This is a genomic window from Streptomyces sp. SM18 (assembly GCF_002910775.2).
Taxonomy (GTDB): Bacteria; Actinomycetota; Actinomycetes; order Streptomycetales; family Streptomycetaceae; genus Streptomyces; species Streptomyces halstedii.
In genome coordinates this window covers 2,555,372-2,575,547 of record NZ_CP029342.1, presented here as the reverse complement: position 1 = coordinate 2,575,547, position 20,176 = coordinate 2,555,372, and the positions used below count along the sequence as shown (strand labels likewise).

Sequence of the window (20,176 nt, the reverse complement as noted above, 5' to 3'; positions counted from 1 at the left end):
GGCGGTGAGACGCGGCTCGTGCCTCGTCATCGGCGGGGTGCGGGCGGGCGGCGGTCACTCCCGGACTCCGGTGCGTCCGCCCGCCCGTCGGTCGGGGCGGCCTGTTCCTCGGGGACGTCGGCCCACCCCTCGGTGTGGGAGTACGACTCGTAGCTGTGCGCCGTGGCCCGGTCCCACGTCTCACCCGTGAGGCGCTCGTACGCCTGGTCCGGTACGTACAGCAGCGCTTCGGCCCACACGTACTCGGCGGCGTACCGCCGGAACCGGGCGGGATCCGCGAGGGCCCGTTCGTACTCCGCCCGGCCCGCCGCGACCACCGCCGCCCGTGTGTAGAGGAACTCGTCCGCCGACAGCTCCTCGCCGAACTCCCGGCGGTCCAGGCGGTACAGCGCCTGGGACAGCTGCTCGGCGAAACCCGTCACGGCCGGTACGGGGCCCTCCGCGAGGTGGTCGGTCAGGGCGGGGGCCAGGTGGTCGGCCTCGGGGTCCGGCGCGGAGGGGCGGCACGTCTCCAGAAGGGCCCAGAACTCGTCTTCGGTCATGCCCGTCAGCATGACGGCGGGCACTGACATCGACGCGGCTCACCGCGTCACGATGCGTTCGACCGCGGCTTCCACGAGCTGGTCACGCTCCGCCTCCGTGAAGACCTCCGGCAGGGTGAGCTGTTCCACGATCAGCCAGTTCAGGGTGAGGATCAGCAGGCGGACCGCCGTGGCGTCCCCCGGCAGGCCCGAGGCCTCGTGGTAGGCGACGTTGCCCTCGACGTCCGCGCGCACGCGCTCGGTCAGCACCCGGCGCAGCTCGGGGCGGCGGGTCGCCTCCAGGCGCAGTTCGAGCAGGGCGAGGTACCCGGTACGGAAGCCGCTGACCCGGCCGACCAGTTCGCGCATCAGCCGGGTGTAGCCCTCCCGGTCCGGGGTGGCGGCGCGCTGGCGGGCGATCGTCGCCTCGTCCGGCTGGAGGCGCTCGTAGACCCGGCTGCCGACCTGGGTGAACAGGTCGTCGCGGTTGGCGAAGTAGTTGGAGGCCGTGCCCGTGGGGACGGATGCCTCGGCGTCCACCGCCCGGAAGGTGAGGCCCCGTGCGCCTTCCCGCGCCAGCACCTCGATCGCGGCGTCCACCAGAGCGGCTCTGCGCTCGTCGTTCCTGCGAACCATTGCAACCACTCCAGTTGTAGTACTACAGTCAAACCACTCCAAGCAGAGTACTACGAGTAGGGATTCCTGTATGCGCACACTGGTGTACTACGTCGCCGTGACCCTCGACGGCCGCATCGCGGGCCCGCAGGGCGAATACGACTTCTACCCGCAGGGCGACGAGGAGCAGGCCGCCGCCTACTCCTCCTCGATGAACGCCCGCTGTCCGGAGACGGTCCCCACCGTCGCCCGGGAGGCGCTCGGCCTCACGGACACGCCCCACGCGCGTTTCGACGCCGTGGTGATGGGGCTGGGCGCCTACCGCCCCGCGCTGGACGAGGGCATCACGAGCCCGTACGCGCATCTGCGCCAGTACGTGGTCTCCAGCACCCTGACGTCCGGCATCGACCCGGCGGTGACCGTGGTCGCCGAGGACCCGGTGGGCTTCGTGCGCGACCTCAAGCGGCAGGAGGGGCGGGACATCTGGCTCTGCGGAGGCGGCCGTCTCGCCGGTGCGCTGCTCTCCGAGATCGACGAACTGCTGGTGAAGAGCTATCCGGTGGTGGCGGGCGCCGGAATCCCGGTGTTCGACGGGGAGTTCGACCCCACCGTCTTCCAGGTCGCCGAGCGGACGGCCTTCGCCAACGGTGTCATGTTCACCCGGTTCACCCGGCCCCGGACCCGGTGACGGTCCTGGTGACCGGCCCTGGCCCCGGCCCGGGTATCGGTATCGGCGTCGGCGTCGGTGTCGGCTCCGGCCCTGACTTCGGTCTGCCGGTTACGGCACGCCGGCCGGCGGAGGCGGGAGCGGGGCGGGGGGTCGCCTCTGTCGGCCGGCGCGGATCACAGACGGCCCATCAGGCCGTGGTGCAGGCGGCGCCGTTGAGGGTGAAGTTCGTCGGCGCGGAGTTCCCGCCGCTCAGGCTGCCGGTGAACCCGACGGTGACCGAGCCGCCGGCGGCGATCGTCGAGGTGTACGACGCCGGGGTGACGTTCACCGTGCCCCCGGTCTGCGCCGGGGTGCCGCCCCACATGTTGGTGATCGCCTGGCCGTCGGCGAAGGCGAAGCCCAGTGTCCAGCCGTTGACGGCGGCGGTCCCGGTGTTGCCGATGGTGATCTCTCCCTGGAAGCCGCCCGGCCACTCGCCGATCACCTGGTAGCCCACGGAGCAGGTGCCGCCGGGAGTACCGCCGCCGTCCTTGGTGGTCACGGCCACCGTGCCCGAGCGTGCCGAGCGGTTACCGGCCGCGTCGCGGGCGTAGACGGCGAAGCTGTACGCGGTACCGGCGCTCAGGCCGGTCACGGAGACCGAAGTGGTCGTGGAGGAGGCGACCTTCGTCTCGGAGTCGCCGCCGACGCGGACCACGTCGTACGCGGTGACGCCCACGTTGTCCGTCGCTGCCGCCCAGCTGAGGGTGGCCGAACTCGCCGTCACCGCAGAGGCGGTGGGGGTGCCGGGCGCGGTCGGGGCCTCGGTGTCGCCCTGGCCGCCGCCGCCGAAGACGGTGGCCTCGCGGGACGTCTCGCCGATGCCGTTGGGACCGTTGAAGACGCGCTCACCCCATGAACTGGGCCTGGCGGGGTCGAAGTCGAGGACCAGGTCGAGGATCGGGTCCGTGTTGCCGCTCCAGGACCAGGCCAGGTAGCCCAGCCCCAGTTCCTCGGCGGTGGCCATCATGGTGTCCTCGTCCGGGTCCCCGTACTGGTCGGCGGGACCGCCGAACTCGCCGATGAGCAGGGGTAGTCCGGCGTCGACGAAGGCGTGGAGGTAGTCGGTGACCTTGTCGGCGGTGTTGTAGACGCTGTATATGTGGATCGAGAAGATCAGGTTGCCGGTGGTGTCGGCGTCGTAGACGGACCGGGCGTTGGCGCGCATGACGCCCTCCCAGTCCTGGCCCCAGTTCGGCGCGTCCACCATGATCGTGTGGGCGAAGCCCGCGCTGCGGAGCTTCTGGATCGCAGCGGTGGTGGGCGCGGTCCAGCCCGAGGGATTGCTGTTTCCCCAGGGCTCGTTGCCGATGTTGATGACGACGTAGTCCTCCTCGCCGTCGAGCACGTCCTTGAGGCTGATCCAGTAGTCGGCCGCGTGGTCGAGCGTCCCGGCGGCCGAGTCCTCGCCGTATCCGGTGGTGTCGTGCACCTCCAGGACACAGATGAGCCGGTTGGCCTTGCACTGGCTGATGACCGAGGCGACGTCCGCCGGGCTGTTCCTGCTCCAGCGGTAGCCGTCGGACAGGACGACGCGGACGGTGTTGGCCCCGGTCGCCTTGATGTCGGCGAGCGACTGCGTCTCGCCCGGATACCAGGTGTGGGCGTGGTTGATGCCGCGCATGACGAAGTCGTTGCCGTTGCCCTCGACCAGACGGCCGTCGCTGATGTGGAGACCGGCGGCCCGCGTCTGGGCCCGTGCCTCGTGCCCCCGGTCGGCGGCCTGCGCGGCGGCCGGGCCGAGGGTGCCGGCGAGGACGAGTCCGAGGAGGGCCGCCAGCCCGCGAAGCAACAGGGCGAGGGGCTGCGACCGTGCCGGGTGGGGCGTGCGGTGTGCCGTACGTGGTGCTGTTCTCACTGCGACTCCAGGGGTGGGCGGACGCGAGGAAGGACGAGCAGGGGCAGGCGTATGGAGCGTATGGGAGCGCTCCCATAAAGCCATCCCGTCAGGAGCACGTCAAGACGTCGGGCGGATGTGGGGTGGATGTGGGCGGATGCCGGACGGATGCGGGTGCGTGCCGGGCCGATGCGCGCGAGGGCGGTGCGGGCTCTACGGGTCGAGGCCGGGCGATCGGACCCAGGGGCGCAATTTTCGCCCCGAACGGAATCGAACCGGCGTCCCCGAATCGAGGGTTCCATGCGTGCCCGCCAAGCTAATGGGCCATCAACTGCCGTGACCAGCAAGCTAAAAGGGTCCACTGCTCTCCACTCCCGGCGAATCTTTCGCAAGCGATGACGAAACCGTTGACAGTCGTGCGGGCCCGGACCACCATCGGCGGCAACCGATCGCCCCACCGACGTCGGCCACGGTGCAGCCCCCGCGACCGGGTGCAAGAGGTCCGCCGGGTCGTACCACGCTGCCTGGCCTCCGCCGGCCTTCACGAGGAGGAAGCGTGCACGAGGTCCAACCCCCCACCCGAGGGACCAGCCGCAGAGGCTTCATCGGCGGCGCCGGAGCGCTGGCCCTGGGCACCGCGTCCGGGCTGCTGCTCCCCGGTACGGCCCACGCGGACACCACGATCACCACCAACCGGACGGGCACCGACAACGGCTTCTACTACTCGTTCTGGACGGACGGCGGCGGCTCCGTCTCCATGACCCTGTCCTCCGGCGGCAGCTACCGGACGTCCTGGACCAACTGCGGCAACTTCGTCTGCGGCAAGGGCTGGAGCAACGGCAGCCGCAGGACGGTCCAGTACTCGGGCAGCTTCAACCCGTCCGGCAACGGCTATCTGACCCTCTACGGCTGGACCGCGAACCCGCTGGTGGAGTACTACGTCGTCGACAACTGGGGCACCTACCGGCCCACCGGGACGTACAAGGGCACCGTGTCCAGCGACGGCGGCACGTACGACATCTACCGGACGACGCGGTACAACGCCCCGTCCGTCGAGGGCACGAAGACCTTCGACCAGTACTGGAGCGTGCGGCAGTCCAAGCGGACCGGCGGCACCATCACCACCGGGAACCACTTCGACGCGTGGGGCCGGGCCGGTATGCCGCTGGGCAGTTTCAGCTACTACATGATGCTCGCGACCGAGGGCTACCAGAGCAGCGGGAGTTCGAACATCACGGTGAGCGGCTGAGCTGACTGCCATCCCTGACCAGACGTCAATGTGACGCTGCGGCGCGATGGTTGGCGTCAGGGCCCTCGAGCCGACCCCTGCGGCGCGGCGCCCTCCCGTCGCCCGCCGCAGGGGTCACCGGCTGTCGGACGGACGCGGGGGAGGGGCGGGGCGTCAGGCGGGCAGGGCGTGTTCGTCGCGCAGGGTGTCCAGGTATGCGGTCAGATCGCGTTTGCCCGGCGACGCCTCGGATGCCGCCGCCGGGTCGGTGGTGGCGGCCGGTGCCCGGCAAGGGCGGCACAGACCGTCCGGGAGCGCCTCCGGCGGGCCGGGACGGCCGCACTCGGCACACTCGACCAGCACCCTGCGCGGCGGGGTGCCCGGACCGGCGTGCGGGGCGGGGGTGCGGGGCAGGGCGGGCGGAAGCTTGTCGAGGAGCCGTCGCCGTACGAGGCCGATGGGGGAGCCCACTTCCGGGGGAAGCCCGGAGGCGAGGGTCCGGATCAGATGGTCGGCGTCCACGCCCCGGGTGAACCACCGCTCCGCCAGGCCCTCCAAGGCCGTGCAGTCGGCGGCGGAGAGCGCCAGACGGGGTTCGACCCGTCCCAGCCGGGCCAGAGCGGTGTAGGCGGGGGAGGGGGAGGAGCGATCCGCCGGAGCCGCCTCCGGGGTGCGCTGCGACGGTACGGCGGGGGCCGCCGGGGCGACGGCGCTCGGTGACGGTTCCGGTGTGTCCGTCGTGGGGGAGCCCCCGGCGGCCGGCGGGAGGGCCGCGAGCGGCGCTGTGGCGGCGGCCGAGGGGGAGTCCACGGTCGCGAGGTGTGTGGTCCACCAGGTGTGGTCGCGGGCGGTGCGGGACCAGTAGGTGCGGGTGACCCAGCGGTTCTGGCCGAGGGTTTCGACGCGGCAGCGGACGTGGCGGAGGTGTCCGGCGACGGCGAGGGTGCGCAGGGCGGTGCCGATGGCCATCTGGCCGTAGAGGGGGAGGTCCTTGGCGAGGGACTTGATGTCCATGGCGGCGCCGTCGGGGAGGTGGTCGACGTACCTGGCGACATAGCGCTCACGCTCGGGAAGCCGGGCGAAGTCGGCTGCCTGGGGCGGGGGTTGGTCGGGTACGGAGCGTTTGCCGTAGCCGGTGGTGGCCTGGCGGTACGGGCGGGAGGGTGCGGGCGCGCACGGGGCGGAGCTAATGTGCTGAGTAGCCACGAGATCGTCTTTCTACGGTGTCGATCTTCAGGTCAGACCCCGGCCGGTGTGCCTACACCGTGTCGGGGTCGTTTCGTCGGTGGCACCGTAAGCAGCGGCGACTCTGCGCCGCAAGCTGGTCACGATTAGTCATACTTGCTGGCCGTGACGGGGTAGGGAGGGTGGGGAGGTTTTCCCCAACCCCCTGTATTTCCTGTATGTCCCCGCCGGATGAACAACACCGCTCGAAGCCCGGCCCCCGGGTCCCGACCCCCGGATCCCGAAGCTCAAGCGCCGGAGCGGGGCCCGCAGACGCACACACGAAGGGGTGACCCGGTGGTCCCGGCGCTCGACCCTCGCGTCTCGGGATCCGGGATCCGGGATCCGAGGGCCGGGCACCCGCGCGTCGCACGGCAGCCGACCGAGGACGGTGGCCCGGTCTCAGAGGCGGTCGGCGGCTCCCTGGGCCCTGGTAACGGGCGCGTCCTGACGGGCGTTCTCACGGCGCGGGAGCAGCAGCGGGGTCGCCAGGAGGACGACTCCGGCGGCCGCGATCGCGGTGCGGGGGCCGGTGACGGCGGCGAGCACCCCCCACAGGGCGGTCAGGGCCGCGATGGCGGCGCTGCTGCTGATCGACCAGGCGACCAGAGTGCGGGCGACCCGGTCGGGGGCGGTGTGGTCGAGCCGGTAGGTGGCCAGCACCGGATTGAACAGGGCGCAGCAGGTCACCAGCCCGAGCTGGACGGCGATGACCAGGACGATCCCGGGGAGGCCGGGCCGGACGAACGCGAGCCCGAGCGGCCAGCACGCGCGCAGCGCCCCGGCGGCGTACAGCACCTCGCGTCGGCCGAACCGTGCCACGAGCCGGTGCGCGAGGCGCGAGCCCACGAGACCGCCGACGCACGGGACCGCGAACACGAGACCGTACTGCCAGGGCGCGAACCCGAAGTCGTCCAGCAGGAGTACGGCGAGCGGCGGCTCGGACGCCATGATCAGACCGTTGACCACGATCGAGTTGAGGAACAGCGGTCGCAGGGTGGGGTGGGCGAGGATGTGGCGCCACCCTTCGAGCAGTTCGGGTGCCCGCAGCCGGGGTGCGGTGCTCCGCGCGGGGCGTGGCTCCGTACCGCCGATGGCGCGGATGCCGAGTGCGGAGAGCAGGTAACTGACCGCGTTGGCGACCAGGGTCGTCAGCGGGCCGAACAGCCCGATCGCGGCCCCGCCGAGCGGCGGGCCGATCATGGTGGCGGACCATGTCGTGGACTCGAAGCGGCTGTTGGCGACGAGCAGGTCCTCCGGTGGTACGAGCGCCTTCAGATAGGCGCCCCCGGCCGCCTTGAAGGCGATGTCGGCCGTGGCGACGACGACGGAGACGGCGAGGAGCTGGGCGAAGCCGAGCCGGCCGAGCGCGAACGCGGCGGGGACGCTCATCAACGCCGCGAACCGGGTCAGGTCCATCGCCACCATGACCGGCCGCTTGCGGCGGAACTCCATCCAGGGGCCGAGCGGTACCGCCACGACGGCTCCGACGGCCCGCCCCGCGGCGGCCAGCGCCGCGACCTGGGCCGGTCCGCTGTGCAACACGAGCACCGCAATCAGGGGGAACGCGCCGAACCCGAGCCCGGTGCCGTACGAGCTGACCGCGAACGCCGCCCACAACCACCCGAACGGTCTGCCCAACGCCCGTCTGCCCGCCATACCCGTACGCGCCCCTCACCGACCCGACAACCCGCGACCGATCCGTCCACCCACGACTGGTCCGCCGACCCACCCCATGGCGACCACGGAGGCCAGGCCGCCCAGTCGGGGCACGCCATCCCCGCCGAACTCCGGAATCAAAGCGAGTGAGGGGTGCCCGGAGCAAACAACTGACGCGTGGGCACAGCTCAACCATCTGTTGTGTGGCACCTTGACCGGCATGGATCTCGATGCCGTCCGCACCTTCGTGACCGCCGCGGACGCGGGACGGTTCCAGGACGCCGCCGCCGACCTGTCCGTGACCCCGCAGGCCGTCTCAAAGCGCATTGCCGCACTGGAACGGCGCCTCGGCGTACGGCTGTTCACCCGTACCGCGCGCGGGGCGAAACTCACCGTGGACGGGCAGGCGTTCCTCCCGCACGCCCGCGACCTCCTACGGGCCGAGAAACGGGCCGTGGGCTCCGTGCGACCCGGCCGCCGTGCCCTCCGTGTGGACGTCATCGGCCGCAGGCTGGCCCCGGCCACCCTGCTGCGCGACTTCCGCCTCGCGCACCCCGGGACGGAGTTGGACGTCGTCACCCTCTTCGACGCCGACGCGGCCGTCGAGGCCGTACGTACCGGCACGATCGACGCGTCCTTCCGCGCCGTCACCATGCCCGGCCGGCAACTCCCCGACGACATCCGGGCCGTACGGGTCTTCGACGAGCCCCTGCAACTCCTGACCGGGCCGGACCACGCGCTCGCCGAGGCCCGCACGGTCACCCCGGCCGAGCTGGCCGGACAACGCATCTGGATGCCCGGCCTCGTACCCGGCACCGAGTGGGCCGCCTACTACGACGCCCTGGCCGCCGCGTTCGCCGTCACCATCGAGGTCACCGGCCCCGACTTCGGCACGGAGCCCCTGCTGGACACCCTCGCCGGCTCCCGGTCGCTGGCGACCTTCGTCGGCGAGCGGACCCACCTCGTGTGGCCCGCCGACCACGGCTTGCGGCGCATCGCCGTACGCGAGCCGACGCCGGTCTACCCGCACTCCCTGGTGTGGCACCGCGACAACCGGCACCCGGCCCTGGCCGCACTCCGCGACCACCTTGCGCCGGAGGTCTCACCCGGGACAGGCCCGGCCGGGCGCTCCTCCGCGCGGGGCGTACACCCCGGCGTCAAGACGTGGGTACCGGCGTGGGCGTAGCGGGGTCGGCACCGGAGGGCCGGTCCGTCCGGGACCTGTGACGCGACTGTTGCCGGAAGTGTGGGCTCCGTCACAAGGGCGACGCCCCTCGGCTGGTGGACTCGGCCGATGACGCTCCTGTTTCTCATCCCGCTCTGCATCATCATGCTGTTCGGCCTGGCCGGTTACGGCTTCGGCAGCCTCGGCCGGGCCGGCGTCCGGCAGGCGGGCCGTGCGCTGCGGCTCCGCAGCGGGGCCGCGATCCTGGGCGCGACCACGGTCGCCCTCTACACCTGGGGGCTGCTGCACCTCGCCGGTGCGGTGATCGGCGCGGACGGCAACGGGGCGAGCGCGTCACCGAGACCCTCCTGCCGCACGGCCGACCAGGACCTGTGGGCCACGGTCGTGGATTCCCGGGTGGACTACCTGCCGCTGCGGTTCGTCTGCGAGACCAGCGACGGCGGGAGCTATGTCCCCGACATCGTCCCCGGCTACATCGGCCCGGCCGCGGCGGCCTTCGGACTGTCCGCAGTGGTCTGCGCGGCCGCCGCCGCGGTCGACTCGGAGCGCCGGGCGCGGCGGTAGCCGTGGTTGCCGCGACGACGGTCAAGCGGCTCGGGGAACTGCACGAACTTCGCGTTTCTTGCTGCCGGCATCCTTGACAAACTTGATGGCGGCCACACATGCCCATGAGGGCCGTGATCGTTGGGGGTACCGTGAAGCGCGGACTATCGACAGTATGTGCGTATGCCTGTCAAGCGTTCGAAGTCGATCTACTTTGGCCCGCCGCCCAACGTCACGGAGGGGCAGTGGTTCAAGAGCCATGATGATCTGCATGCGGCCAGCGTCCACAGGTTCCGCGGACGCGGGATCTCAGGTACGGCGCACGAGGGTGTCGACTCCATCGTCGCAAGTGGTGGCTACGCCGGTGACGAGGACCTAGGCGACACCGTGATCTACACAGCTCAGGGTGGGAGTCCTGATAGCACCGGACACATTACTTCCAGTCAGGCCCTGGACGGAGTCAACGCTGGGATGGTGCTCAATTGTAGGGAGGGGCTGCCCATCCGGTTTGTGTGCGGCCTTGAGATCAAACGAGGTAAGGCGACTGGTGGATACCAATATCGCGGTCTCTATCTTGTAGAAGATTACTGGAGCGTGCGCACCGAGCGCGGGCACCTCATGTGGCAATTCCGGTTGATAAAGGAACAGGCCAGGGACGAGTTGATGCACGACGGATTCGATCCTGATCCCTCAAGCGAAATTGACCCCACCGAGCTTGCTGATGCGAGGTACGTCAGCACTCAGCGGCATGTCCGCAATACTCGGGAAACCCGTGCCATAAAAGCCCTGTACGAGAACGTGTGTCAGATGTGTCGGGTGCCAGTCGATGTGGGCGTGGACGGTGCGCGCTACAGCGAGGGGGCGCATATACATGCACTTGGAAGGCCGCACGGAGGCCGCGATGTCCGGAGCAACATTTTGTGCTTGTGTCCGAATTGCCACGTCCTCTTCGATCATGGGATGCGTTTGATAACTGATGACCTCAAGATTGTGGATGGGATCAATCGTCGAATAATTGGCGCCTTGTATGTTAAGCATGGGCAGCACGTAATAGATCGAGGATGCTTGGCGCAACATCGTTCGCGATGGGCTGACCGGGCAGAGGGTATATGACCATGCGTGGTGCGAGCTGCGCTGTTGTCGTGCGCCCGCCAGGTATGGCGGGCAGGCCTTAGAGCTCGTAACACGATCATGATCGGGCCTTCTTGAGGCGTCTGAAGCAGATGAGGCTGCAGGCGAGGGAGGTGAAGGCGTCGTGGAGTTCGGTGCGGCGTTCCCAGCGAACTGCGAGGCGTTTGAAGTGGTGGAGGAGGGCGAAGGTCTGCTCGACGACGTAGCGGAGCTTGCCGATGCCCTTGATGTTCGGTGATCCCTTGCGGGAGATGACGGGCAGGATCCGCCGTTGCCGCAGTGCGTCTCGGTTCGGGTTGGAGTCGTAGCCCTTGTCTCCGAGCAGGGCGTCGGGTCGGCGGCGGGGCCGGCCGGGGCGGCCCGCGACGGGTGGGATGCCGTCGACCAGGGCGAGGGTCTGGGTGACGTCGTTGACGTTCGCCGCAGTGGTGATGACCTTGAGCGGGGTGCCGCGGCCGTCGCAGATCAGGTGGTGCTTGCTGCCCGTCTTCCGCCGGTCGACCGGCGACGGACCGGTGTCGGCGCCCCCTTTTTCGCGCGAATGTGGGAGCCGTCCACGCACGCCCGTGACCAGTCGAGTTCGCCGGCCGCGTTCAGCTCCGCGAGCAGGACCCGGTGCAGTTGGTCGAAGACGCCTGCCTTCTGCCATCGGTCCAGGCGGCGCCAGCAGGTCTGTCCCGAGCCGAACCCCAGCTCCAGCGGCAGCAGTTGCCAGGATATGTCGTTGTAGAGGACGAACAGGATGCCCTGCAGACAGAGCCGGTCCGACACCGGCCGCGGCCCCGGCGACCGCTCCGGCCACGGCGGCAGCAACGGCTCGATCAGCGCCCACAACTCATCGTCCACGATCCACGGTCGAGTTCCCACACCTCACGAACGGCCGAAGCATCACATCGGTCACGCCTGGCCAGCGCATCTCAACAAGATCGTGTTACGAGCTCTTAGCTAGCCGCGATGGCTGAATAGTTCAACACATCTGCTGGGATTTGATGCTGAAGCTTCCAGATGATGCCCATCGGCTTGCTTCCCTTGTGCTCGACGTACTCGGCCGGGCCCAACAGCATCCAGGGTTGTGGGCCGCCGATATCCGTCTTCTTGTATCGACGTACGAAGAGCAGCACCTGCGTTCCTGTGGTTTTGTGCGTCTGGTACCGGATGCCGGTCGGGGATGATTCTGACGTCTGGTTCTGCGACTCCCAGTGGAACAGGAAGTCATTGCGGGCGTAGTCCTTGTATCTGGTCTCTGGGGAGAAATCCTTTTCGTCCTTCTCTAGTGTGATGAGAAGGGCGTCGGTCTGAATGTTCTCGCACCACTTCACTCCCTCTCGGAAGTGCCCGGGCATGAAGCCGTCCACGGTTGACTGGCCCAATGCGGGCAGGATTTCCTCCCGGCTGTATGAGGCGTGGACCGCCAGTGGCAGGCTTGCGTGGGTGCCGAGCAGAGGTAGGGGGACATGGTCTGCCTCGTGGAGCACCTGCATGAGCACCTGGCGTAGCTCGTCACGGAAGGCGCTGTGGGGACGGAGCGCGTGGAAGCCGGCCTGGTAGCTGGTAAACCCTCCGCCCAGTGGCCAGAGGGAGAAGAAGAACATGCGGGCGAAGGCCCGATCCCGTTCTGATAGTTCGTCATAGTCGGGGGCGTCGTCAGCCAGCAACTTGGTATACGCGGCAACGCGGAGCGGGTCGTCTACGTGAAGGAACGCTGAGACGCGCTTCAGTAGTGCTGCCTCACCGTCCGGCACAGGCGTGTCTAGAAGTTTCGCTCGGCGGAGAAGTCCTGTCCAAGAGTTTCCGTTGCCTCGATACAATTCTTTCAGGGCCCGACCGCTCTCTCTGAGGTAATCTGTGAGACGCGGTTCGGCGTAGCCGGCAACCTCGCGGGCGAGTTGTGTGACGTTTACGCTGATCTGGTTTCGGATGTTATTAAGGATTAGATCCTTTGCCTTTGTCTCCAGGACGATCTGGCAGCCGGAAGGCAGCTGGGGAAAACCCTTTTCGACGCTCGACAGTAGACGGTTACGTGTCAGGTTTGTCAGTGCACGGAACTGCTCTTCGAAGCGGAATTCTCTGCGGTGCTGGCCAATGAAGTCCAGGACAGTGAGAACGGCCTTTTCTTCGGTGCGACGGAGTCCGCGGCCGAGTTGCTGAAGGAAGACGGTGGCGCTGGAAGTGGGGCGTAGCAGGAGCAGGGTGTCGACGTCGGGGACATCGAGTCCTTCGTTGAACAGGTCGACCGAGAAGATCACCTGAAGGGTGCCCGAGCGAAGCCCATCCAGTGCGGCTTTACGTTCGTGGCGTGGAGTCTCCCCGGATAGGGCCAGGGCGTTGACTCCAGCACGTCGGAAGAAATCGGCCATGAAGTGAGCGTGAGCTACAGATACACAGAATCCCAGTGCTCGCATGGAGCTTGGATCCGTCACTTTATCCATCACCGCCTGCACGACGAGCCTCGCACGTGCATCATTTCCGGTGAAGAGGTTACTGAGTGCCGTTGAGTCGTAGGCTCCTCGCTTCCAGGCGATGGCAGTCATGTCGGTGTTGTCTGTGATGCCGAAATAGTGGAAGGGGCTAAGGAGTTCATTCTCCAACGCTTCCCAAAGGCGCATTTCGGCGGCGATGCGTCCGTCGAAGAATTCGTCCTGGATGTTCTTGCCATCCATGCGTTCTGGAGTCGCTGTGAGGCCAAGCAATTCGAGCGGAGCAAAGTGATCCAAGAGCTTTCGGTACGTCGGTGACGTGCCGTGGTGGAACTCATCGATCACGATGACGTCGAAGTGATCGGGGGAGAAGCGTTCCAGTGTTCCTGCGTTCAGCGATTGGACGCTGGCGAAGACGTGATTCCAGTGATCAGGGATCTCGCCAGTGAAGAAGAGCTCACCGAAGTTAGCGTCAATGAGGACGTTTTGGTAGACACGGAGTGACTGTTCGAGGATCTCCTGGCGATGTGCCACGAAGAGCAATCGTGGATCGCGGCCGAGTGTCTGGCGCAGGCGCCTGTAGTCCAGTGCAGCCATCACGGTTTTCCCTGTGCCCGTGGCCGCTACGAGGAGGTTGCGGTGGCGGTCGTGCACCGTGCGTTCAACGTCGAGACGTTCGAGCATGTCGCGCTGGTGTGGGTAAGGCCGAACCTCTAGGCCGGACAGTGTGATGGCTCCGCGATCACTTTGGCCGGAACCACCTGCGTACGACAGTGCCTCGTCGAGACGCTCGGCGTCGGCGTCTGGGTTATACGGTTCGAAAGCTCGATCACTCCAGTACGCGTCGAACGTGGCTTCGAACTTGTGAAGTACGGGCGGGGTGGCAACGGAGGAAAGTCGTACGTTCCATTCGAGCCCGTCGAGGAGCGCAGCCTTTGACAGATTCGAGCTCCCCACGTAGGCGGTGTCGAAGCCGCTGTCCCTACGGAAGAGCCACGCCTTGGCGTGCAGGCGTGTGGAGCGGAGCTCGTAATTGACCTTCACCTCGGCGCCGAAATCCCGGACGAGGCGGTCCAATGCACGACGTTCTGTAGCGCCGATGTATGTCGTCGTCAGCACACGGATGGGGACGCCCCGATCGTGCGCCGAGGCTAGCGACTTCTCAAGGATGCGCAGGCCGTGCCACTTTACGAACGCACAAAGGAGGTCCACGCGGTCGGCGGTGGCTAGTTCAGCGCGGAGCTCGAAGCCGAGACTCGGATCCTCTGGAGAGTTCGTGATCAGCGCTGTCTCGGAGAGCGGCGTGGCTGGGCGTATGGCGTAGACACCGGGGGCCTCTTGCTCGGCGATCGAGTGGAGCTGCCGTGGGCCGGCTGTGATGAAGTCGATCCACTCCGTCGCGCCCTCGATGGTGTTGAGGGATTGCAAGATGTGGTTGGCGGCGATCACCTGCTCCTCAAGAGGCAGTCCTGCGAGAATTCGACGCACGATGTCACCGATGTGGCGTGCGAGCACATGAGGTGCAGACTCCTCCCCCACAACGGCATCGATGGACCGCCGTCCAGCGTTGTCCAGCTGTTTGAGTCGCTTTTCGAGGCGGTGGGTGATGAGTGTTTCGTACAGCCCGACAACTGGCGCTGCTTCTGGAACGTTACTGGGCATGGCCGAGTCCCCTCATCTCGTCACCTACTACACGCGCAGTTGTATCAAGGGCTGCTGACATCGCGGTCTTCCGGCCGGTACCGAGGGCCCGCTTCAGATGTCTCTGGCGCCCAGTTGCCCGTCCCGCCAACCCCCTCCACGTTCAGCCCGCGCCCCCCACCATCGCCTCCACCCCGTCCAGGACCCGCCGCAGGCCGAACTCGAAGAGGGTGTCCAGCTCCAGTTCGAAGCTGCCCTCGTCGAAGAGGGTGGAGAGCACCGGGAAGGCCGCGGTCGTCTGGACCGCTTCCATCCGGGGTTCGTTGGACGTCATCCACTCGTCGGCCGTCATGCCGGTGTCCTGCCGGGCCAGCGACTCCAGTTCGACCGCCATCGCGATGCCCTGGGCGAAGCCGAGCACCGTGAGGTGGACGTGGAGCATCTGGTCCGGGGAGAGGCCGACGCCGGTGAGTGCGCTCAGGGTGCGTTCGGTGTAGCGCATGGCGTTCGGGGATGCCATCGGCCGGGTCAGGGCCGCCATCGCGCGGGCCAGCCACGGGTGTTGTTCGTACCGGCTCCACAGCCAGCGCGCCTCGCGTTCCAGTCCGGCGCGCCAGCCGTGGGGGCGTGGGCCGGAGGGTGGGGAGCCGAACACCGCCTCCGCCATCAGCCGGATCAGCTCCGCCTTGTTCGGGACGTGCCGGTACAGCGCCATCGTGGAGGTGCCGAGGTCGGTGGCCACCCGGCGCATGGAGAGCGCGCCCAGCCCCTCCGCGTCCGCGAGCGCGATGGCGGCGGCGAGGACGCGGGCGCGGGTGAGCGGCCGGCCGGAGGCCGCCCCGCGGTCGTGTCCGTGCTCCGCCACCACCGTGCCGACGCCGGGGACCGCCCGCACCAGTCCCTCCTGGGTGAGGACGCCGAGCGCCTTCGTCGCCGTCGCCATCGCCACGCCCCACTCCTGGGTGATACGGCGGGTGGACGGCACCCGGTCGCCCGGCGCGAGTTCGCCCGAGGCGATGCGGCGGCGCAGCCCGGCGGCGATCCTGAGGTAGGGCGGTTCCGTTGCCATGGAGCCACCGTACTAGTGCACCTACGGGCCGTTCACCCTGGTGGGTACGGGGTGTTGCCGCGGTGCACTAGGCATCTGTTTGCGGTGTACGTGGGCGGCCCGGTTCCGTACCAGGCATGGAGAACACACCCGGCCCCCGTGCGGGCCGCAAGGAATGGATCGCCCTCGGCGTCCTGATGCTGCCCCTGCTGCTCGTCTCGATGGACGTCTCGGTCCTGTACTTCGCGATCCCCTACATCAGCGAGGACCTGGAGCCCAGCGCCACCCAGCAGTTGTGGATCCTCGACATGTACGGCTTCGTCCTGGCCGGACTGCTCATCACCATGGGGGCGCTCGGCGACCGGATCGGGCGGCGCCGGCTGGTCCTCGTGGGCGCCGCGGTCTTCGGCGTGGCCTCGGCGGCCGCCGCGTACGCGCACTCCGCCGAACTGCTCATCGTCGTACGCGCGTTGCTCGGCCTCGGTGGTGCCGCGCTGATGCCCTCGACCCTCGCCCTGATCCGCAACCTCTTCCACGACGCGAAGCAGCGCGGCCGTGCGGTGACCCTCTGGACCGCCGTCATGACCACCGGGATCTCGCTGGGGCCCGTCGTCAGCGGGCTGCTGCTCGAACACTTCTGGTGGGGTTCGGTCTTCCTGATCAACCTCCCCGCCATGGCGCTGCTGCTCCTGCTGGTGCCGTTCCTCGTGCCCGAGTCCTCCACCGGGTGGTCCGCCGCCGGGGCGCGCCGCCGCTTCGACCTGTTGAGCGCGGTCCTCTCGTTGGGGGCGCTGCTGCCGGTCATCTACGGCATCAAGGAGTGGGCCCGGCACGGCTACGCACCGGTGCCCGCTCTCGGTGCCGTCGCGGGACTGCTGCTCGGGCTGGTGTTCGTACGCCGCCAGCGGCGACTGGACCACCCGATGATCGACCTCGGCCTGCTGGGCCGGCGGGCCTTCGGCGGACCGGTGCTGGCCAATCTGCTCGCCATGTTCGCCACCGTGGGCATGGCCGTCTTCTTCACCCAGTACCTCCAGTCGGTGCTGGGGCAGAGTCCGCTGACGGCCGCGCTGTGGAGCCTGGTACCGGCGGCCGGTGTCGCCGTCACCGCCCCGGCCGGCGCGGCACTCGCCCGGCGGATCGACCGGGCGTACGTCATGGGCGGCGGTTTCGCCCTGTCGGCCTGCGGGTTCCTCCTGATCACCCAGGTGCGCACCGACTCGCCCCTCTGGTTCACGCTCGTCGGGGGTTCCGTCTACGCGGGCGGGCTGGTCGCGGCCATGACCCTCGCCAACGAACTGGCGCTCGGCGCCGCCCCGCCCGAGCGCGCGGGATCGGCGGCGGCCGTCCTGGAGTCCGGCCAGGAACTCGGCGGGGCCCTGGGCATGGCGATCCTGGGGTCCGTCGGGGCCGCGGTCTACAGCCGGGACATGGCGGATTCCCTGCCCGTCCTGCCCACCGGAGTGCCGGGCGCCGACGCGGTACGGGAGACCCTGGGCGGTGCGGCCGCGGTGGCGTCCGGTCTGCCGGGCCCGGCCGCCGACGCCGTACTCACCGCCGCACGCACGGCCTTCACCCATGGGATGGGCATCGCCGCGGTCGGCGCGGCCGTGGTCATGGCGGGGGCGGGCCTCTTCTCGGTCTCGCTCCTGCGGGGGGTGGGCCGGACGGGACGCCCCACGCCCGCGGCGGTACGGGAAGGGCCGCCCGCGCCCGTGGAGGGGATGGAGGCGCGGGACGGGCTCTCGGTGTCCGCCACCCAGGGCGGCGGCCGCGTAGGCGAGGGGGCGTAGGGCGACAGGGCACCGGGCGTAGGGCGGTAGGGGCCGTGTCCGGCGGACGCGCCGGGTGCCGGGTGCCGTGTGCCGTGCGCGGTACGGGAGTGAGGGGTGCCGCGGGCCCGGGGCGGGCGCTCGCGTGGGTGAGCGGGCCCGGACCGTCGGCGCACGAGGCCCGGCCGGGCCTCCGGCCCCGCCCCGCGCCCCGCCCCGCCCCGCCGTGAGCGGGCGCGCCGGGTCCGCCTCCGGTCGCGGCTGCCCGGAGAGGGACCGATGCTGGACCCGTACATGTCGTCGTGTGCGGAGGCTCGCCCCGGGCCCCGTGAGGGGCGAAGGAGCTGGGCTCGATGGCGGATGCGCCCCTGATGGTCGTGGACGGCGGCGGTGTGGTCACCGGCTGGAGCCGGGCCGCCGAGCAGCGCTTCGGGCTGTCGACCGCCGACGCGACGGGCCGGTCCGTGACCGAGGTGCTGGCCCGCGACCGGGCGCCCCGTGCCGGCGGCGGCGACGCGGGCGCGTTGCGGGTGGAGCCGCTGGCCGGACAGGAGTGGGCGATCCGGGCCGCGGGGGAGGACCACGACGCCATCGGGCAGGCACTGCTGGACGTGATGTTCACGCAGGCACACGTGCAGGTCCACCTCCTCGACCCGGAACTCCGGGTACTGCGCGTCAGCGACCCGTCCCCCGGCCGGACCGTGGACGAACGGATGCGCGGGCGCCCGTTCGGGGAGGCCTGCGGCTTCGAGGAGCCGGAGCGGGTGCACGCCTTCGTGCGTGAGGTCATGGACACCGGCGTCCCCGGCATCGAGCGGCTCTTCCACGCCCACCCCCTGGGCGTACCGGGCGGACGGCGCACCCTGTCCGTCACCGCGTTCCGGCTCCAGGAGGGGCAGTCGGCGCGGCAGAGCGCCCACGGCACGGTTCTCGGTGTCGCCGTGTCCGTCGTGGACGTCAGCGAACGGGTCAGACGCCGGCGCCGGGACGCCGCGCTCGCCGCGGTACGCGAGAGCATGGGCCGGAGCCTCGATGTCGAGGCCACCTGCCGCGACCTCGTGGACGCGCTGGTCCCGGAGTACGCCGACGCCGGGGTCGTCGAGGTCGTCGACGCGGTCCTGCGCGGAGAGACCGTACGCCCCGGGCCGCTGGACCGCGACGTACCGCTGCGCCGGGCGGCGTTCGGCGGGCGGCTCGACCCGGCCCACCCGGTGGGGGACGTACGCCCGGTGGTGCACGGCACCCCCTACCAGCGGGCCCTGTCCGACCTGCGGGCTCGCGTCGTCCCGCTGGACGACGTCGCCTGGAGCGAGGCCGACCCCGAACGCACCCGTATCCTCCGGGAGTTCGGCGCGCACTCGCTCCTGCTGGCCCCGATGTCACTGCGTGGAACGGCCCTCGGGCTGCTCAGCCTCTACCGGTGCGGCGACGCCGAGGCGTTCACCGAGGAGGACATCCCGGTCGCCGCGGCGATGGCCTCCCGCGCCGCCCTCGGGATCGACAACGCACGCCGGTACGTACACGAGTTCACCGTCGCCAGCACGCTCCAGCGCAGGCTCCTGCCGCAACTCCCGGAGGACCAGCCCGCCGTCGAGACGCACCACCTGCTGCTGCCGGGCAGGGCCAGCGGCAGCTGGTTCGACACCATCTCCCTGTCGGGCGCCCGGACCGCGCTCGTCATCGGAGAGGTGTCGGAGCGGGGCCTCCAAGCGGCCACCACCATGGGGCAGTTGCGCACCGTCGTCCACGCGCTCGCCGCGCTCGACCTGGAACCCGACGAACTGCTCGCGCGCCTGTACGACACGGTGGCCCGGCTGGCACGGGAGCGGGCCCAACTGCCCGCTAGCGACCCGCTGCACCGCCAGGCGCTGGCCGCGACCTGCGCGTACGCCGTGTACGACCCGTTCACCGAGACCTGCGCCATGGCCTCCGCCGGCCACCCCGCCCCGCTCGTCGTGGACCCGGACGGCACCACCGGCGTCGCGGACCTGCCCATCGGGCCGCCGCTGGGTTCCACGACCCGGGAGCCCGTGGCCGCGGCCACCTTCCCCCTCCGGCAGGGCAGCGTCCTGGCGCTCGCCGGCGGCGCGCTGAGCGAACACCTGGCTCCGCCCTCGGGCGCGTTGCGCCAGGTGCTCGCCCACCCGGACCGGCCGCTGCGGGAGTTGTGCGACGAGGCCGCGTACGCCCTGCCCGACAGCGCCGAACTCCACGGCTCCGTCCTGCTCCTGGCCCGGACCCGCACCATGCCGGCCGAGCGGTACGCGGCCTGGGAGCTGCCGTACGACACCTCGGCCCCGGCGACCGCGCGTCGCCTCACCTCCAAGCGGCTGGCCGACTGGAACCTGGACGACGACACCGGTGAGGCGACCGAGCTGATCGTCAGCGAGATGGTCACCAACGCGGTGCGCTACGGCCGTCCGCCGTTGAAGCTGCGTCTCATCCTCGACCGGGGGCTGACCTGCGAGATCCGCGACGGCAGCACCATCGCCCCGCACATGAAGTACGCCGGGGCCGTCGACGAGGGCGGCCGGGGGCTGTTCATCGTCTCCCAGCTCGCCACGGTCTGGGGCACCCGGTTCGCCCCCGGGGGCAAGACCGTCTGGTCGGAGCAGACGCTCCCCCCGGACGAGGCGTGAGCGGGG

Annotated in this window: 15 protein-coding genes; 7 read left to right on the top strand and 8 right to left on the bottom strand. The window is 69.7% G+C overall.

Annotated features, from left to right (window positions below; translation table 11 throughout):
- Nucleotides 1–26: 26 nt before the first annotated feature.
- Nucleotides 27–542, bottom strand: a complete 516-nt coding sequence (locus B9S64_RS11365; RefSeq protein WP_103494023.1) for a DUF4240 domain-containing protein — start codon at nt 540–542, stop codon at nt 27–29.
- A 39-nt stretch (nt 543–581) separates the two neighbouring features.
- On the bottom strand, nt 582–1,157 hold the full coding sequence (locus tag B9S64_RS11360; RefSeq protein WP_103493969.1) for a TetR/AcrR family transcriptional regulator: 576 nt from the start codon (nt 1,155–1,157) through the stop codon (nt 582–584).
- 70 nt (nt 1,158–1,227) lie between these two features.
- Between B9S64_RS11360 and B9S64_RS11355 the strand changes: the two genes are divergently transcribed.
- Nucleotides 1,228–1,824 carry a dihydrofolate reductase family protein gene (locus B9S64_RS11355; RefSeq protein WP_103493968.1) on the top strand — a complete coding sequence of 199 codons (597 nt, stop codon included), beginning with the start codon at nt 1,228–1,230 and terminating at the stop codon, nt 1,822–1,824.
- Between the two features lie 169 nt (nt 1,825–1,993).
- Here B9S64_RS11355 and B9S64_RS11350 read toward each other — a convergent pair whose 3' ends face one another.
- Nucleotides 1,994–3,703, bottom strand: coding sequence for a cellulase family glycosylhydrolase (locus B9S64_RS11350; protein WP_374936114.1), 1,710 nt, complete (start codon nt 3,701–3,703; stop codon nt 1,994–1,996).
- A 535-nt stretch (nt 3,704–4,238) separates the two neighbouring features.
- Between B9S64_RS11350 and B9S64_RS11345 the strand changes: the two genes are divergently transcribed.
- The gene (locus B9S64_RS11345; protein WP_103493966.1) at nt 4,239–4,931 is read left to right on the top strand and encodes a glycoside hydrolase family 11 protein; all 693 of its coding nucleotides are present in this window, start codon (nt 4,239–4,241) and stop codon (nt 4,929–4,931) included.
- A gap of 153 nt (nt 4,932–5,084) precedes the next feature.
- On the opposite strand, the gene B9S64_RS11340 is transcribed toward B9S64_RS11345, so the two are convergent.
- Both B9S64_RS11340 and B9S64_RS11335 read right to left on the bottom strand, forming a co-directional pair.
- Complete coding sequence (locus B9S64_RS11340) at nt 5,085–6,116, bottom strand: MarR family transcriptional regulator (protein ID WP_103505204.1); 1,032 nt, start codon at nt 6,114–6,116, stop codon at nt 5,085–5,087.
- A 420-nt stretch (nt 6,117–6,536) separates the two neighbouring features.
- On the bottom strand, nt 6,537–7,793 hold the full coding sequence (locus B9S64_RS11335; protein ID WP_103493964.1) for an MFS transporter: 1,257 nt from the start codon (nt 7,791–7,793) through the stop codon (nt 6,537–6,539).
- A 220-nt stretch (nt 7,794–8,013) separates the two neighbouring features.
- On the opposite strand from B9S64_RS11335, the gene B9S64_RS11330 reads away from it, so the two are divergent.
- The 3 genes from B9S64_RS11330 to B9S64_RS11320 all read left to right on the top strand — a co-directional run bounded on the left by B9S64_RS11330 (nt 8,014) and on the right by B9S64_RS11320 (nt 10,635).
- Nucleotides 8,014–8,979 (top strand): LysR family transcriptional regulator, encoded by a 966-nt coding sequence (locus tag B9S64_RS11330; protein ID WP_103493963.1) that lies wholly within the window; start codon nt 8,014–8,016, stop codon nt 8,977–8,979.
- 108 nt (nt 8,980–9,087) lie between these two features.
- Nucleotides 9,088–9,543, top strand: coding sequence for a hypothetical protein (locus tag B9S64_RS11325; protein ID WP_103493962.1), 456 nt, complete (start codon nt 9,088–9,090; stop codon nt 9,541–9,543).
- A 162-nt stretch (nt 9,544–9,705) separates the two neighbouring features.
- Nucleotides 9,706–10,635 carry a YDG/SRA domain-containing protein gene (locus B9S64_RS11320; RefSeq protein ID WP_103493961.1) on the top strand — a complete coding sequence of 310 codons (930 nt, stop codon included), beginning with the start codon at nt 9,706–9,708 and terminating at the stop codon, nt 10,633–10,635.
- A 76-nt stretch (nt 10,636–10,711) separates the two neighbouring features.
- On the opposite strand, the gene B9S64_RS11315 is transcribed toward B9S64_RS11320, so the two are convergent.
- From B9S64_RS11315 to B9S64_RS11305, 3 genes are all read right to left on the bottom strand, one after another.
- A protein-coding gene (locus B9S64_RS11315; RefSeq protein ID WP_374936117.1) for an IS5 family transposase occupies nt 10,712–11,502 on the bottom strand; the annotation gives its coding sequence in 2 pieces (ribosomal slippage) (nt 10,712–11,200 and nt 11,203–11,502; 789 coding nt in all).
- 92 nt (nt 11,503–11,594) lie between these two features.
- A complete protein-coding gene (locus tag B9S64_RS11310; RefSeq protein WP_103490806.1) occupies nt 11,595–14,732 on the bottom strand; it encodes a DUF3427 domain-containing protein in 3,138 nt (1,045 codons plus the stop codon).
- 142 nt (nt 14,733–14,874) lie between these two features.
- The gene (locus B9S64_RS11305; RefSeq protein ID WP_103505116.1) at nt 14,875–15,780 is read right to left on the bottom strand and encodes a TetR/AcrR family transcriptional regulator C-terminal domain-containing protein; all 906 of its coding nucleotides are present in this window, start codon (nt 15,778–15,780) and stop codon (nt 14,875–14,877) included.
- A 116-nt stretch (nt 15,781–15,896) separates the two neighbouring features.
- Between B9S64_RS11305 and B9S64_RS11300 the strand changes: the two genes are divergently transcribed.
- Both B9S64_RS11300 and B9S64_RS11295 read left to right on the top strand, forming a co-directional pair.
- The gene (locus tag B9S64_RS11300) at nt 15,897–17,552 is read left to right on the top strand and encodes an MFS transporter (protein ID WP_103490804.1); all 1,656 of its coding nucleotides are present in this window, start codon (nt 15,897–15,899) and stop codon (nt 17,550–17,552) included.
- A gap of 332 nt (nt 17,553–17,884) precedes the next feature.
- A complete protein-coding gene (locus tag B9S64_RS11295; protein WP_103489727.1) occupies nt 17,885–20,170 on the top strand; it encodes an ATP-binding SpoIIE family protein phosphatase in 2,286 nt (761 codons plus the stop codon).
- The last annotated feature ends 6 nt before the right edge of the window (nt 20,171–20,176 follow it).

Excerpts from the sequence above, each read along its gene's own strand:
- B9S64_RS11365 (WP_103494023.1), bottom strand. The coding sequence starts at position 542 with ATGACCGAAGACGAGTTCTGGGCCCTTCTGGAGACGTGCCGCCCCTCC.
- B9S64_RS11300 (WP_103490804.1), top strand. The coding sequence starts at position 15,897 with ATGGAGAACACACCCGGCCCCCGTGCGGGCCGCAAGGAATGGATCGCC.
- B9S64_RS11330 (WP_103493963.1), top strand. The coding sequence starts at position 8,014 with ATGGATCTCGATGCCGTCCGCACCTTCGTGACCGCCGCGGACGCGGGA.
- B9S64_RS11335 (WP_103493964.1), bottom strand. The coding sequence starts at position 7,793 with ATGGCGGGCAGACGGGCGTTGGGCAGACCGTTCGGGTGGTTGTGGGCG.
- B9S64_RS11295 (WP_103489727.1), top strand. The coding sequence starts at position 17,885 with ATGGCGGATGCGCCCCTGATGGTCGTGGACGGCGGCGGTGTGGTCACC.
- B9S64_RS11355 (WP_103493968.1), top strand. The coding sequence starts at position 1,228 with ATGCGCACACTGGTGTACTACGTCGCCGTGACCCTCGACGGCCGCATC.
- B9S64_RS11305 (WP_103505116.1), bottom strand. The coding sequence starts at position 15,780 with ATGGCAACGGAACCGCCCTACCTCAGGATCGCCGCCGGGCTGCGCCGC.
- B9S64_RS11325 (WP_103493962.1), top strand. The coding sequence starts at position 9,088 with ATGACGCTCCTGTTTCTCATCCCGCTCTGCATCATCATGCTGTTCGGC.
- B9S64_RS11360 (WP_103493969.1), bottom strand. The coding sequence starts at position 1,157 with ATGGTTCGCAGGAACGACGAGCGCAGAGCCGCTCTGGTGGACGCCGCG.
- B9S64_RS11320 (WP_103493961.1), top strand. The coding sequence starts at position 9,706 with ATGCCTGTCAAGCGTTCGAAGTCGATCTACTTTGGCCCGCCGCCCAAC.
- B9S64_RS11310 (WP_103490806.1), bottom strand. The coding sequence starts at position 14,732 with ATGCCCAGTAACGTTCCAGAAGCAGCGCCAGTTGTCGGGCTGTACGAA.